This is a genomic window from Aureimonas psammosilenae (assembly GCF_009176975.1).
GTDB classification, from domain to species: Bacteria; Pseudomonadota; Alphaproteobacteria; order Rhizobiales; family Rhizobiaceae; genus Plantimonas; species Plantimonas psammosilenae.
Genome location: NZ_WEZG01000014.1, coordinates 123,609 through 136,768, shown reverse-complemented (window position 1 = coordinate 136,768; position 13,160 = coordinate 123,609). Strand labels below are relative to the sequence as shown.

11 protein-coding genes and 1 pseudogene are annotated in these 13,160 nt (G+C 65.5%); 10 read left to right on the top strand and 2 right to left on the bottom strand.

The annotated features are described in order from the left end of the window. The 6 genes from F9929_RS20495 to tpiA form a co-directional block, all read left to right on the top strand. On the top strand, positions 1–656 hold a 656-nt coding region (locus F9929_RS20495; RefSeq protein ID WP_268915682.1), incomplete at its 5' end, for an FGGY-family carbohydrate kinase. A gap of 24 nt (positions 657–680) precedes the next feature. After that, positions 681–1,667: an ABC transporter permease gene (locus F9929_RS20490; protein ID WP_152048405.1), complete on the top strand. Its 987-nt coding sequence runs from the start codon at positions 681–683 to the stop codon at positions 1,665–1,667. A 57-nt stretch (positions 1,668–1,724) separates the two neighbouring features. After that, a complete protein-coding gene (locus tag F9929_RS20485; protein WP_407922261.1) occupies positions 1,725–2,657 on the top strand; it encodes a substrate-binding domain-containing protein in 933 nt (310 codons plus the stop codon). A 95-nt stretch (positions 2,658–2,752) separates the two neighbouring features. Then, a complete protein-coding gene (locus F9929_RS20480; protein ID WP_152048403.1) occupies positions 2,753–4,273 on the top strand; it encodes a sugar ABC transporter ATP-binding protein in 1,521 nt (506 codons plus the stop codon). 37 nt (positions 4,274–4,310) lie between these two features. Further along, positions 4,311–5,075, top strand: coding sequence for an SDR family oxidoreductase (locus F9929_RS20475; RefSeq protein ID WP_152048402.1), 765 nt, complete (start codon positions 4,311–4,313; stop codon positions 5,073–5,075). A gap of 5 nt (positions 5,076–5,080) precedes the next feature. After that, positions 5,081–5,839: a triose-phosphate isomerase gene (tpiA, locus tag F9929_RS20470; RefSeq protein WP_152048401.1), complete on the top strand. Its 759-nt coding sequence runs from the start codon at positions 5,081–5,083 to the stop codon at positions 5,837–5,839. Between the two features lie 174 nt (positions 5,840–6,013). Here tpiA and F9929_RS20465 read toward each other — a convergent pair whose 3' ends face one another. Continuing rightward, a complete protein-coding gene (locus F9929_RS20465) occupies positions 6,014–6,772 on the bottom strand; it encodes a phosphodiester glycosidase family protein (RefSeq protein WP_152048400.1) in 759 nt (252 codons plus the stop codon). A 317-nt stretch (positions 6,773–7,089) separates the two neighbouring features. Here F9929_RS20465 and F9929_RS20460 point away from each other — a divergent pair, with 317 nt between their 5' ends. From F9929_RS20460 to F9929_RS20450, 3 genes are all read left to right on the top strand, one after another. Then, a complete protein-coding gene (locus F9929_RS20460; RefSeq protein WP_152048399.1) occupies positions 7,090–8,310 on the top strand; it encodes an MFS transporter in 1,221 nt (406 codons plus the stop codon). A gap of 425 nt (positions 8,311–8,735) precedes the next feature. Further along, positions 8,736–9,191 (top strand): DUF2231 domain-containing protein, encoded by a 456-nt coding sequence (locus F9929_RS20455; protein ID WP_152048398.1) that lies wholly within the window; start codon positions 8,736–8,738, stop codon positions 9,189–9,191. Further along, positions 9,184–10,809, top strand: coding sequence for a PQQ-dependent sugar dehydrogenase (locus tag F9929_RS20450; RefSeq protein WP_152048397.1), 1,626 nt, complete (start codon positions 9,184–9,186; stop codon positions 10,807–10,809). Before F9929_RS20455 ends, F9929_RS20450 begins: the two co-directional genes overlap by 8 nt. 43 nt (positions 10,810–10,852) lie before the next feature. Here F9929_RS20450 and F9929_RS20445 read toward each other — a convergent pair. Beyond that, a pseudogene (locus F9929_RS20445) lies at positions 10,853–11,005 on the bottom strand (isochorismatase family protein); the annotation flags it as partial. A 317-nt stretch (positions 11,006–11,322) separates the two neighbouring features. Here F9929_RS20445 and F9929_RS20440 point away from each other — a divergent pair. Further along, entirely contained in the window at positions 11,323–13,152 is a 1,830-nt protein-coding gene (locus tag F9929_RS20440; RefSeq protein WP_152048396.1) for a glycoside hydrolase family 15 protein, read from the top strand. The last annotated feature ends 8 nt before the right edge of the window (positions 13,153–13,160 follow it).

The window sequence follows — 13,160 nt, the reverse complement described above, 5'->3', positions numbered from 1 at the left end:
TCGGCTGGCAGATCGAGGCGAAACGCCCGGCCTTCGCCGCCGAAGGCAATATCCGTTCCGCCGGCTCGACGCTGCGCTGGCTTGCCTCGATCTTCGACCGGCCGGTCGCCGAACTGGCAGTCGAAGCGATGACAGCGGAAGCCGCGAACATCCATCTCGTGCCCGCCTTCAACGGGCTCGGCGCGCCTTATTGGGATGACGGCGCGACGGCGATCCTGTCCGGCTTCAAACTCGGCACGTCGCGCGGCGCGATCGTCAGGGCCGGGCTCGAATCCATCGCCCATCAGGTCGCCGATGTCGTCGCATCCGTGGAACGCACCACCGGCCGGCGCATCGAGACGCTGTTCGCCGACGGCGGTCCGTCGGGCAACGACGACCTCATGCGGATGCAGGCGGACTTCGCCGACCTCACCGTTTTGCGGGCGCCCGTCGCCGGCCTGTCCGCGATCGGCGCGGCGCATCTGGCCGGCCTGTCCGCCGGGCTCTGGAGCCTTGCGGACCTGGAAGCCCTGCCGCGCCGGCACGACAGGTTCGAACCCGGCCTCGGGTCGCAGAAGCGCGCTTCCGTCCGGGAAGGCTGGCGCGCGGCGGTCGCTCGGTCGCGGTCCGCCACCCCGGAAAGTGCGGAGACGCGAAGTCTCGGCGCGAACGGTTGACGGAAAATTCGGGGAGGACGAGACATGAGCACTCAAACGGCATCGGGGAAACCGGGTCCCTCCCGACACCTCCCCAGGATCGAGCTCGGCGGCATCGCCGGTCCGCTGATCGGCCTCGTTCTTCTTTGCGTCGGCTTCGCGCTGACGTCCGACTACTTCCTGTCGGTCCGCAACGGGCTGAACATCCTCGATCAGGTGACGGTGCTCGGCATCCTCGCCATCGGCATGACGATGGTGATCATCATCGGCGGCATCGACCTGTCCGTCGGCTCGGTGCTCGCCCTTTCCATGATGATGATGGGCTGGCTCGCCAAGAATGCCGGCCTGCCGCTGCCGCTTGCCATGGTGCTCGGCATCGTCACGGGCGCCGCCTGCGGCACGGTTTCCGGTATACTCATCACCTATGCCCGCCTGCCCGCCTTTATCGCGACGCTCGCCATGATGTCGGTGGCGCGCGGCTTGTCCAACATCCTCACCGACGGCCGGCAGATCGTCGGCTATCCCGACTGGTTCACCGATCTCGCCACGATCCGCCATCTCGGCTTCTTCTCGGTGACGGTGACGACCTTCATTCTTCTGATGATCGCGGCGGGCATCTTCCTGCGCTACCGCGCGACGGGCCGCAATCTCTTCGCCATCGGCGGCAACCCGGAAGTCGCCCGCCTCGCCGGCATCGACGTCCGGCGCTACACGATCGTCACCTACGCGGTGGCGGGGGCTTTGGCCGGCGTCGCCGCCGTGGTGCTGGCGGCCCGCCTCAACTCCTCGCAGCCGAGCGCCGGTCTCGGCATTGAACTCGACACGATCGCGGCGGTGGTGATCGGCGGCGCGAGCCTCGTCGGCGGCGTCGGCTCGATCGCGGGCACGCTGATCGGCGTCCTCATCATCGGCGTCCTGCGCAACGGCCTCAATCTCCTCGGCGTGTCGCCCTTCTTCCAGATGGTGGTGATCGGCCTCGTGATCGCGCTCGCCGTCGCCTTCGACACCCTGGGGCGCGAGCGCGGCAAGTAGGCCGCACGCCCCTCGCCCACCGGATTTCAACCTGAGCAACGGGAGGACCATATGCTCTTGAACACCCTGAAGACCCTGACGGCGGGCCTCGCCCTGTCGGCCGCCCTCGTCGCCTCGCCGGCTCTCGCGCAGGACGGAAAGAAGACCGTCGGCCTCGCCGTCGCCAATCTCCAGGCGGACTTCTTCAATCAGATCAAGCAGTCGGTGGAGAAGGAAGGCGCGGCCAAGGGCATCACGGTGGTGACGGTCGACGCCGGCGGCGATTCCGCCACGCAGGTCAGCCAGATCCAGGATCTCATCACCCGGAACGTCGACGCGATCATCTACATCCCGGCCGGCGCGACGGCCGCCAGCGTGCCCGTTCAGGCCGCCAAGAAGTCCGGTATCCCGGTGGTCGCCGTCGACCGCAATCCGCCGGATGCGCCCGCCGACACGTTTATCGCCACCGACAGCGTCGCGGCCGCCGAGGAACTCGGCAACTTCGTCTGCAAGCAATCGGGCGGCAACGGCAAGCTCGCCGAGATCCAGGGCCAGATCGGCACGACCCCGCAGATCGACCGCGACGCGGGCTTCGCGAAGGCCATGAAGAACTGCCCCGGCATCCAGGAAGCCGCCAAGCAGGCGAGCAACCAGTGGGCGCAGGACGAGGGCTTCAACATCGCCCAGGCGATGATCCAGCGCGATCCCGAGATCAACATATTCTGGGGCCAGGCCGACGCGCTCGCGCTCGGCGCGGCGCAGGCTGCCAAGGTCGGCAACCTCTCCGACGTGATCGTGGTCGGCTTCGACGGCGACGTCGCGGGTCTTGAGGCCGTGCAGTCCGGCACGCTGACCGCCACTATGACGCAGCAGACCCAGCTCATGGGCCGCCTCGCGCTGGATTCCGCCCTGAAGCTCGCCGCCAAGGAAACGGTGCCGGCGGTCCAGCTTCAGCCGGCGACGCTGACCACCAAGGACAATGTCGCCCCGTTCATCGCGCAGCATCCCTGATCGACGACCGGAGGGCGCCAGAAACGGCGCCCTCCCCGCCTTCGGGCCGTTCCCGCGGCTTCACCAACCACAACGCAGCCGGGAGGGCTGAGCCGATGTCCGCACTCGCCAGAATCACGTCGCCGGCTGCGACCGTCGCACCGGGCGGCCTGACGATCCGGGGGATCGCCAAGTCCTATGGCCCCGTCCGCGTTCTGGAAAGCATCGACCTCGACATCCGTTCGGGCGAATGCGTCGCCGTTCTCGGCGAGAACGGCGCCGGCAAGTCCACCCTTTCCTCGATCATCGCGGGCGTGGTGCACCCGAGCGCCGGCGAGCTGACATGGGATGGCGCGCCCTACGCGCCCCGCTCGCCCGCCGAGGCGCTGTCGCACGGCATCGGCCTGATCCATCAGGAAATGCGCCTCCTGCCGGAGTTGTCGATCGCCGAGAACGTCTTTGTCGGCCGCCTCCTGATGCGGAACGGCCGCCTCGACCGCGCCGAAATGAACCGACGCGCCGAAATCCAGCTTCGACGCCTCGGGCTCGACGTGCCCGCGACCACCAAGGTCGGGACGCTGAAGGTCGCCGCCCAGCAGCAGGTGGAGATCGCCAAGGCGCTCACCCTCGAAGCGCGCCTCCTGATCTTCGACGAACCGACGGCGGCGCTCGGCGGCGACGAGACCGACCGCCTTTTCGAGCAGATCCACCGCCTGAAGAGCGAGGGCGTCGCCTCCATCTACATTTCGCACCGCCTGGAGGAGATCGCGCGCATCGCCGACCGCGTGGCCGTCCTGCGCGACGGGCGGCTGATCGCCGTCCATGAAACCTCCACTGTCCCGGTGCGCCAGCTCGTCGAGGAGATGGTCGGCCGCAGCGTCGACCGCCTTTTCCCCGAACTGCCGCAGCCGCAGGCCCGCGAGGTGCTCGGCGTCTCGAACCTGACCTCGGCGGCCGGCGCCTTCCACGACATCTCCTTCGAGGTGAAGGCCGGCGAGATCCTCGGCATCGCCGGCATCGTCGGGGCCGGACGCACCGAACTGGTACGCGCCATCGCGGGCGTCGATGCCGTTGTCGGCGGCGAGGTCCGGCTGGAAGGCCGGACGCTACGGCTGACCCAGCCGCGCGACGCCATGGATGCGGGCATCGTGCTCGTGCCCGAGGACCGTAAGGCCCAAGGATTGCTTCTGAAACAGACGATCGAGAACAACGTCGCCGTCGGGAATTTCGACCTCATCGGCGGCAGCGGCTGGGTGCGCCCAAACGACAAGCGCGCCTTCGCCGAAAAGGCCATCGCCTCCATGGGCGTGAAGGGCCGGCCGGAACAGCTCGCGGGACGCTTGTCCGGCGGCAACCAGCAAAAGGTCGTGATCGCCAAGTGGCTGGCGCGCAACCCGAAGCTCTTCATCATGGACGAGCCGACCCGCGGCGTCGATGTCGGGGCGCGGGCGCAGATCTACGAGGCGATCGTCGCGCTGGCACGCTCCGGCATGGCGGTGATCGTCGTGTCCTCGGATCTCGAAGAGGTCATCGGCCTTTCCCATCGCGTGATGGTGCTGTCGCGCGGACGCAATCGCGGCATTCTGGACCACGGCGAGGCGACCCATGTCGCCATCATGGAACGCGCCACGACCTGACCCCGGCAGCCCGCCCTTTCATTTGAACGGAACGACCATGAAACTCTTCGACCTTTCCGGCAACGTCGCCCTCGTCACCGGAGCGGGCAGCGGTATCGGCCAGCGCATCGCCGTCGGGCTCGCCGAGGCGGGCGCCGATGTCGCCCTTCTCGACCGCCGCTCCGACGACGGGCTCGCCCGGACGGCGCAGGCCATCGCCGCCCTCGGCCGCCGGAGCATTTCGCTCGCCGCGGACGTGACCAAAGCGGAGGAACTGGCTGACGCGGTGGCGCGAACCGAAAGCGAGCTTGGGGACCTTCGCCTCGCCGTCAACGCCGCCGGCATCGCCAATGCCAACCCGGCCGAGGAGATGGAGGAAGACCAGTTCGGGACGATGATGGACATCAACCTGAAGGGCGTCTTCCTGTCCGCCCAGGCCGAGGCGCGCGCGATGCTGCGCCACGGACGCGGGTCGATCGTCAACATCGCTTCGATGTCCGGCGTGATCGTCAATCGCGGCCTGTCGCAGTGCCACTACAACGCTTCCAAGGCCGGCGTCATCCATATGTCCAAGTCCATGGCGATGGAGTGGGTGACACGCGGCATCCGGGTCAATACGATCAGCCCCGGCTATACCGCGACGCCGATGAACACGAGGCCCGAGATGGTGCATCAAACCAAGCTCTTCGAAGAACAAACGCCGATGGGTCGAATGGCCAGCGTCGACGAGATGGTCGGCCCGGCGATCTTTCTTCTGTCCGAAGCCTCCTCCTTCGTCACCGGCGTCGACCTTCTGGTCGATGGCGGCTTCTGCTGCTGGTGATCGCCATGCGTCGCAAGCTTGCCGCCGGCAACTGGAAGATGAACGGCACGCGCGCCGCTTTTGCCGAAGCGAAGGCGCTGATCGCGGCCCACCCGGCCCCGCGCTGCCAGATCCTTCTTTGTCCCCCCGCGACCCTGATCGCCGCCATGGCCGAGATCGCGGAGGGCAGCCCCCTTCTCGTCGGCGGCCAGGACTGCCATGCCGATGCGGCAGGCGCCCATACCGGCGACATCTCGGCCGCGATGCTGGCCGAGGCCGGCGCGGGCTTCGTGATCCTCGGCCATTCGGAGCGCCGCGCCGACCACGCCGAGCGCGACGAGGACGTCCGGCGCAAGGCGGATGCCGCGCTGGCAGCGGGGCTCGTCGCCATCGTCTGCGTCGGCGAAACGGAGGCCGAGCGCGATGCCGGGTCCGAACTGGACGTGGTCGGCCGGCAACTCGCCGGGTCTGTGCCGGATGGCGCGACGGGGGCGGATGTGGTGATCGCCTATGAGCCGGTCTGGGCGATCGGCACCGGCCGCACGCCGACGGCGGAGCAGATCGCGGCGATGCATCGCTTCCTGCGCGAAACGCTGGTCGCGAGGTTCGGCGAGGACGGCCACGCCTTCCGGCTGCTCTACGGCGGTTCCGTGAAGCCGGGGAATGCCCGTTCCATCTTCGCCATTCCGGATGTGGACGGCGCGCTGGTCGGCGGAGCCTCGTTGAAGGCCGAGGATTTCAAGCCGATCGTGGCGGCTCTGGAAGATTGCGCGGACCGCGAGTGATTGTCTGACTTCGACATCGATCGCCCGGAGCCGGGAACGGATCTTTGGTCCGTCAGGCTCCGGGTCTTGCATACGGACGGTGTCGAAAGAAGAGGGTCGGTTTCAGCCTCTCCGCTTCCGAAACGGCCCGTCCGCCTTCGGCCCCGTGTTGACGCCTTGAAGCCTATCGAAGTGCTACTCGATGACGCCCAGGATCGGGCCATATCCTCCATGCCATGACGCATCGTTTCGCTGCAACGAAGGCGAGTAGAGCCCAACCCCGTGGCCGCCGTCGAGGAACAGGGCGTTCGGGCATGCGAGACGGTCTCGGAAGAGCCGCGCAAATTCGTGGAAATTGACACCGCCCTCGCTGATCGCGAAGCGAACTTGGCCACCTTCGCAGACGCCCACGCCGCTCCGCCGGGTTCGGTCGGTGGAGTACGGTATAAAGGCCGAATGCAACGCACCGCGGATGACGAGCATCGGGCCGGACTGGGTCGCGAAGCGCGCGTCCGGTCGTCCTTTCAGGAACTCGTCGGTGGTCAGGATGCCAGCCCTCTTTTCAAGAAGAAAGAAGACGCCGTTGGGCTTCTTGTAGAAATTCGGCACTTCGCGCGGAGGGCGGTCGATTGTCGTTTTATCGGGTGGCCGCAGTTCCCGACCGTTCTCGACGTAAAGGCCGACGGGCGAGAAGTCGGTGCGATACATGCCGGCGTTGATTGCGAAGGTCAGCCTTCTGGACCCTTCCTCGACCGATCGGACCAGATTGTCGAAGCTGCGGAAGGGTGTGCCCTGGCTGTCCTGCCAGAACAGGCGCAGATCGGACGCGGCCGGGTCGACGGAGCAGATGATGTATTCCGCGCCCTCGTAGCTGTCGCGCGCGCACGGCTCGGCTCGCGCCGTCTGTGCGGCGAAGATCGTCATGAGCGCGAGCCACCCGAGCCGCCAGATCATTCATCCCCCCATCGGTTTCCTCGGCGCTTCCAACGTCCATCGCCGAAGCAGCCGTGCTCTCCGCCGTTTCGATTGGATACCATATCGGCGTCCGGCGGCTTGGCGCCCCGCCATCTGACTGAAGCCCAAGCCTCCCGCAATGGTGGATGAGGAGGATCGAACATTCCTTCGGAAGGACGGACTCAGATGAAGAGTGCGGCACGGCTTATGCCGCCGCTTGGTCTCGGTGTCCGTCGGCAGGCACTAGATGCCCACGAGACGTTCCCCTAAGGTCGCCTCTCCTGGTCGTTCATGCAAAAGGCTCCGCGTCCCGAGCGATGAGCACGATCCCCGCACAAACCGATCTGAACGAGCGTCCGACTGCCAATGTCTATCTGGCGGTTCTGTTCGCGCTGGGTTTGTCGCATCTTCTGAACGACGCCATCCAGTCACTGATCCCGGCGGTGTATCCGGTACTGGCAGAAGACTTTTCGCTTGATCTGGCGAAGATCGGAATGATCACGCTGACGTTCCAGATCGCCGGTGCGCTGTTTCAGCCTGCGATCGGTTTCTTCACCGACCGACGGCCTCTGCCCTACTCGGCCGCCGTGGGAATGGTATTCACCTTTGGAGGGCTGGTCAGTCTTGCCTATGCTTCGAGTTACGCTTTCGTGCTCGTCGCGGTGACACTTGTCGGCATCGGATCATCGATCTTCCATCCGGAAGCCACACGGGCTGCCCGTTACGCCTCCGGCGGTCGCCAAGGCCTCGCGCAGGGCATCTTCCAGGTGGGCGGTCAGATCGGCGGCGCGCTCGGGCCTCTTTGCGCCGCCTTCATCATCGTGCCGCAGGGGCGCGCGAGCCTGACGATCTTCACCGCGCTGGTGATCCTGGCGATGGTCCTCCTGACATGGACGGCCCGGCAGCAGACGGCGATCCGCGAACACTTCAACGCCATCGCGGCAAGCGCCAACAAGGATGGCAAAACCTCGGTCCACTCCCGTCGCACCGTCCTTTTCGGTCTCCTCGTCCTGACCGTTCTGATGGCCTCGAAGCTGGCCTATCTCGAAAGCTTTCGATCTTTCTACACGTTTTACTTGATCGAACGCTTCGGCGTATCGGTTTCGACGTCGCAGCTCATGCTCTTCGTGATCTTCATCTCCTCCGCGATCGGCGTGCTGATCGGAGGGCTGGTCGGCGACAGGATCGGCCGCACCCGCATCATCTGGATCTCCATCCTGGGGCCGCTGCCCTTCACGCTCCTCCTGCCTTACGCCGACTTCTTCTGGACGGGGGTCCTGACGGTCGTCATCAACCTGATCATGGCCAGCGCCTTCGCCTCGATCATGATCTACGCCATGGACCTCGTGCCCGAACGCGTTGGACTGATCGGCGGCCTGTTCTACGGCCTGAACTTCGCGATCGGCGGCATCGCGGCCGCGCTTCTCGGCCGTCTCGGTGACACGATCGGGATCGAAGGTGTCTACCGCCTTTGCTCCTACCTGCCGCTGATCGGCCTCCTGACGATCCTCCTGCCGCGTCCGTCCGCCAAGGACTGAGAACAGTTCCGGTTGCAAGGGGTCCGACAAAGCGACATCTCAACGTAGTGCGGCGCCCAAGCGCTGCCCCGGCAATCACCGGAGCTGCTGCGCGGCAACATCGACGCGCTATCAACGCGAGCATGCTGCGGCTCCTCCGGCCACAGATGAAACTCGTTGATTGCGCTTTCGCGTGCGTCGTCATGACCTGCGTGCAGATCGGCAAGCTTTGCAGCGTCTGCACAGGCCACCCGGCGAACTGGCGGCTGATCCGCTTCCGTATGCGGAGGAAATGGACAGCCTAGCCGGGCGGGACCGGATACGCGTTTCCGGGTAGATGCCAAAGAGTATGATCAGTTGGTCAGCGAAGCGACGCGGAACGACTGGGACCGTGCATCCGTATGGGAGATGTCACCCATCGTTATGCTGACGGACCATTCTTTCCGATGACTTCGAAACATCCGGCGGCCATCGTTCCAGTCGAAACACATCCCGTTCACGCCACGCTCGCGTCCTTCCCCGGCGTCTGCTTCACCTTGGCGCTGTTGACGGACCTCGCCTTTTGGCAGACCGCGAACCTGATGTGGCAGAACTTTTCGGCATGGCTTCTGTTCGCCGGCCTCATGTTCGGGGCGCTTGCGCTCGTTTCCGGTGTCTTCGACCACTTCCGCCGGCGACGTCATCGCGTCGTCGATCCGAGCGCTGCCTGGTTGCACGGGATCGGTTCGCTCCTCATCCTCGGCCTCGCTCTTCTGAACAGCCTCGTTCATGCCGGCGATGGATGGACGGCCGTCGTTCCCTACGGTCTCGTTCTTTCCGCCGTGACGGTGGTCCTTCTCATCGTCGTCGCGTGGACCGGTTATGCGACGATCTCTTCCGGGAATGTTCGCCGCGATGTCTGAATCTCAGATCTCTTCCAGACTGATCTTCGCTGGCTCCTGCGCGTTGGTGGCGATGCTCGGCGGTTGCAGCGGATCCGAACCTTTCGACGCCGCCCAGCAGATCGGTCCCGATCCGGTGCTGCCCGAGCCCGAACAATCGCTTTTGCCTGATCTGAAGGTCGCGGAGGTCGTGGGCTGGAATGGCGATGCCAAGCCGACCGTGCCGGATGGACTGACGGTCGCGGCCTATGCGAAGGATCTCGCCAATCCGCGAACGGTCTACACCCTGCCCAACGGCGACGTTCTCGTCGTGCAGTCGCGCGGACCTGCCGGGGAGCCGGTTTCCCGGCCGAAAGACTTCATTCGCGGATGGATCATGTCGATCGCCCACGGGGGCGGTGGCGAACCGCAAAAGGAAAGCAATCTCATCACGCTCCTGCGCGACACCAATCGCGACGGGCAGGTTGACGAACGCCACGATATTCTCACCAGACTTTCATCACCCTTCGGTCTCGCTTGGGTGGACGACACACTCTATGTCGCAACGACCGACGGGGTTCTGGCCTACCCTTACCGGCTAGGGGAAACTGCGATCACGGCTCCGCCCCGGGTCGTGACGCCGCTTCCCGGTGGCCCGATCGACCATCACTGGACCAAGGATCTGGCGCTCAGTCCCGATGGCCGTTTTATCTACGCGTCGGTCGGCTCGAACTCCAACATCGTTGAAAACGGCCTGGAAGCTGAGAAAGGTCGGGCGGCGATCTGGCAGATCGACCGGCAAACGGGCGCGGCCCGCGTCTTCGCCTCGGGATTGCGCAATCCCAACGGTCTGACGTTCCAGCCTGGCACGGACACGCTCTGGGCTGTCGTCAACGAGCGCGACGAGCTCGGCCCCAACCTCGTGCCGGACTACATGACCTCCGTGAAGGACGGCGGCTTCTACGGCTGGCCCTGGAGCTATTACGGCAACCATGTCGATGTGCGCGTCCATCCTTCGAAGCCGGACATGGTGGAACGTGCCATCGCGCCGGACTATGCCCTGTCCAGCCATGTCGCGGCGCTCGGTCTCACCTTCAGCCAAGGTTCCGCGTTGCCGACGCCTTACGCGGACGGTGCCTTCGTCGGTGAGCACGGCAGTTGGAACCGGGACGCCTTCAACGGCTACAAGGTCGTCTTCGTGCCTTTCCGAGATGGGAAACCATCCGGCAAGGCGCAGGACTTCGTCACCGGCTTCATCGATGGCGACCAAGCCCATGGACGGCCCGTCGGTGTCGGCATCGACGGTACCGGCGCATTGCTCGTCGCCGACGATGCAGGCAATACGGTCTGGCGCATCGCATCTGCGGATGGTCGCGTTACCCCTCAGCCGGTCGGCTCGGACCCGGTGAGGACTGCTGATGCCGCGCCTGCATCGCGTGACCCACTCCCTTCGGGTGATAAAGCGGGCACGAGAGCGCCGAACATCCCCAATCCGAGCCGTGACGCAAAGGGCGACGCTCCCGGCCCTGCCTCGATCGACGAGCGCTTGACCGGGCAGGAACCAGCCTCGTCCCCATCCGGCTCCACGACCCCCGTGCCGAGCCAAGGCCAGATCGCCCCGGCTGTCCTGCCTGCAACCGGGGCGTCCCTCAATCGGTAACATCCCGAGAACGTCAGCGACCTCTTCCGCACCGAGGCAGCCATCACGTTCTCGATGAGATAGTCGTCAGCGTGCGATTGCCAGCCATGCGCACCGTCAGGCAAACGCAATGATTCATTGTGAGCCCCAGGACGAGCAGCGTGTCGATGCCACTGGCACGCAGCGCCTGTTCCAGCGTCGTGCGGATGACGGCGCTGTTGACATCCTTCCGATAAGATCACCGAAGGCTCAGTGTCCGCTTCGGCGACTGATTGAGGTCGATCCTCTCGCCCCCGGTCGCCAATGCGCCGGAAGAAACACATCCGCCCCCATGCCGCCGGCGAAGGTTCGACCTCCATCGCGAAGGCGCTTGGGGGCGTTTGCATCCGCCTTTATCGGGCGTTGAGCTTGGAGGGAAAGGCTCGACCTGGACCGCGCGCGAGGCCCCGTTTCCCCGAACCGGTCGGAAGCGCGGAAACCATTGCCGCCTATGCATGTTGGGATGGCAAACCGGAACGCGAAAGAAGGATCGAGATGTCCACCGACGAGATGCGCCCTTATCGGCCGATCGAAGACTATGCCCTTCTCAGCAATTGCCATGGCTGCGCGCTCGTGGCGCGCGACGGGTCGATCGACTGGGCTTGTCTCGAGCGTTTCGACGGCGACCCCGTTTTTTCGCGACTTCTGGACCGCGAGCGGGGCGGCTGGTTCGCCATCCATCCCGAAGGCCGCTTCGAAACGAGCCGCCTTTATCTGCCGCGCACCAAGATCCTGGAAACGACCTTCTCGACCAAGGAAGGCGCCTTGTCGGTCCACGACTTCATGCCCGCGCCCGAAGCGGAGGGGACGCGGCCGTCCCTGGTGCGAATCGTGGCCTGCCTTTCGGGCCGCGTGGAGGTGCGCGTTTCCTTCCGGCCGCTGGCGGGATTTGCCGAAAGCTTCGGTGAGCTTCGGACGAACGGAGCCCGTGTCGAGGGCGACGGCCTCGCCTGCATGGGGTGCGAAGGCGTGCGGTTCGGGATCGAGAACGGCGTCGCCGTCGCCCGTTTCCCCTTGGAAGCCGGGCAGGAGCGGTCCTTCGCGCTTTACCGGGAAGGCAGGGAAGCCGCATTCCTTCCCTCGGCGCGCGATCTGATGGAGGAAACGCGCATCGGCTGGACGCAATGGTCGGATGCCGCCTCCTATGACGGACCGCTTCAGGAAGAGCTTCTTCGCAGCGCCCTCACCCTCAAGGCGCTGGTCTACGCGCCGTCGGGAGCGATCGTGGCGGCTGCGACCACATCGCTGCCCGAGGAGATCGGCGGCATCCGCAACTGGGACTACCGCTTCTGCTGGATTCGCGACGCCCGCCTTTCCTTCTATGTCCTGAAGAAGTTCGGGATGGTGCAGGAAGCGGAAGCCTTCTTCGGCTTCGTTTCGGCGCTCACCGCCCGCGAGGAAAGCCAGTTGAAACCGCTCTACGCGATCGAGGGAGAGGCCGATCTCGTGGAGCACGAAATCTCCCATTTCGAGGGCTGGCGCGGCAGCCGCCCGGTGCGCCACGGCAACGAGGCGGCCGAACAGCATCAAAGCGACGCCTATGGGCAGGTGCTGGATCTCCTTTACCTCTACGATCGGCTCGGCGGCACGATCGACGAGGAGTTGCACGGCCACGCGATCCGCCTCGCCGATATTTCGGCCGCCCATTGGCACGACGAGGATGCCGGCCTTTGGGAGCCGCGCAAGCCGGAAGAGCGCTATCTCCATGCCGCGATCATGAACTGGGTCGCTCTCGACCGCGCCGTCAGGCTCTTCGGCGAGCGGGAGGACTGGTGCCGGGAGCGCGACCGGATCGTCGCCTTCGTCAACGGAGAAGCCGTCCACCCGGACGGCTATTATCCGCAATTCCTCGGCAGCGAAGATGTCGACGCCGCGCTTCTGATCGCGCCGATGGTGGGCTTTCCAGTGGACGAGGCGGTTTTCGGGCGAACCGTCGATGTCATCATCGAGCGCCTGTCGCGCGGTCATCTCGTGTATCGCTATCTCAACGACGACGGGCTGCCCGGACACGAAGGCACCTTCCTGATCTGCGCCTTCTGGCTGGTGGACGCTCTTGCGTGGCTCGGCCGGGCGGAAGAAGCGCAGTCGCGTTTCGCGGCGCTGCGCTCGCTCGGCAACGATGTCGGCCTTTATGCCGAGGAGGTCGCGGAGGAAGGCCATTTCCTCGGCAACTTCCCGCAGGCCTTCAGCCACCTCGCCTTCATCCACAGCGCTCTGGTTCTGGACCTCTTGGAGGAAGGCGGAGCGGAAGCGCTTCGCGGCACCTATGCCGACTCGACGCTGCGGGAAACGCAGGCGCGGAACAGACCGAAGATCGGGAACTGAAGGTGGAA

What these genes read in the sequence shown, in the direction of transcription:
- F9929_RS20490 (WP_152048405.1), top strand. Translation starts at nt 681, where the DNA reads ATGAGCACTCAAACGGCATCGGGGAAACCGGGTCCCTCCCGACACCTC.
- F9929_RS20480 (WP_152048403.1), top strand. Translation starts at nt 2,753, where the DNA reads ATGTCCGCACTCGCCAGAATCACGTCGCCGGCTGCGACCGTCGCACCG.
- F9929_RS20475 (WP_152048402.1), top strand. Translation starts at nt 4,311, where the DNA reads ATGAAACTCTTCGACCTTTCCGGCAACGTCGCCCTCGTCACCGGAGCG.
- tpiA (WP_152048401.1), top strand. Translation starts at nt 5,081, where the DNA reads ATGCGTCGCAAGCTTGCCGCCGGCAACTGGAAGATGAACGGCACGCGC.
- F9929_RS20465 (WP_152048400.1), bottom strand. Translation starts at nt 6,772, where the DNA reads ATGATCTGGCGGCTCGGGTGGCTCGCGCTCATGACGATCTTCGCCGCA.
- F9929_RS20460 (WP_152048399.1), top strand. Translation starts at nt 7,090, where the DNA reads ATGAGCACGATCCCCGCACAAACCGATCTGAACGAGCGTCCGACTGCC.
- F9929_RS20455 (WP_152048398.1), top strand. Translation starts at nt 8,736, where the DNA reads ATGACTTCGAAACATCCGGCGGCCATCGTTCCAGTCGAAACACATCCC.
- F9929_RS20450 (WP_152048397.1), top strand. Translation starts at nt 9,184, where the DNA reads ATGTCTGAATCTCAGATCTCTTCCAGACTGATCTTCGCTGGCTCCTGC.
- F9929_RS20440 (WP_152048396.1), top strand. Translation starts at nt 11,323, where the DNA reads ATGTCCACCGACGAGATGCGCCCTTATCGGCCGATCGAAGACTATGCC.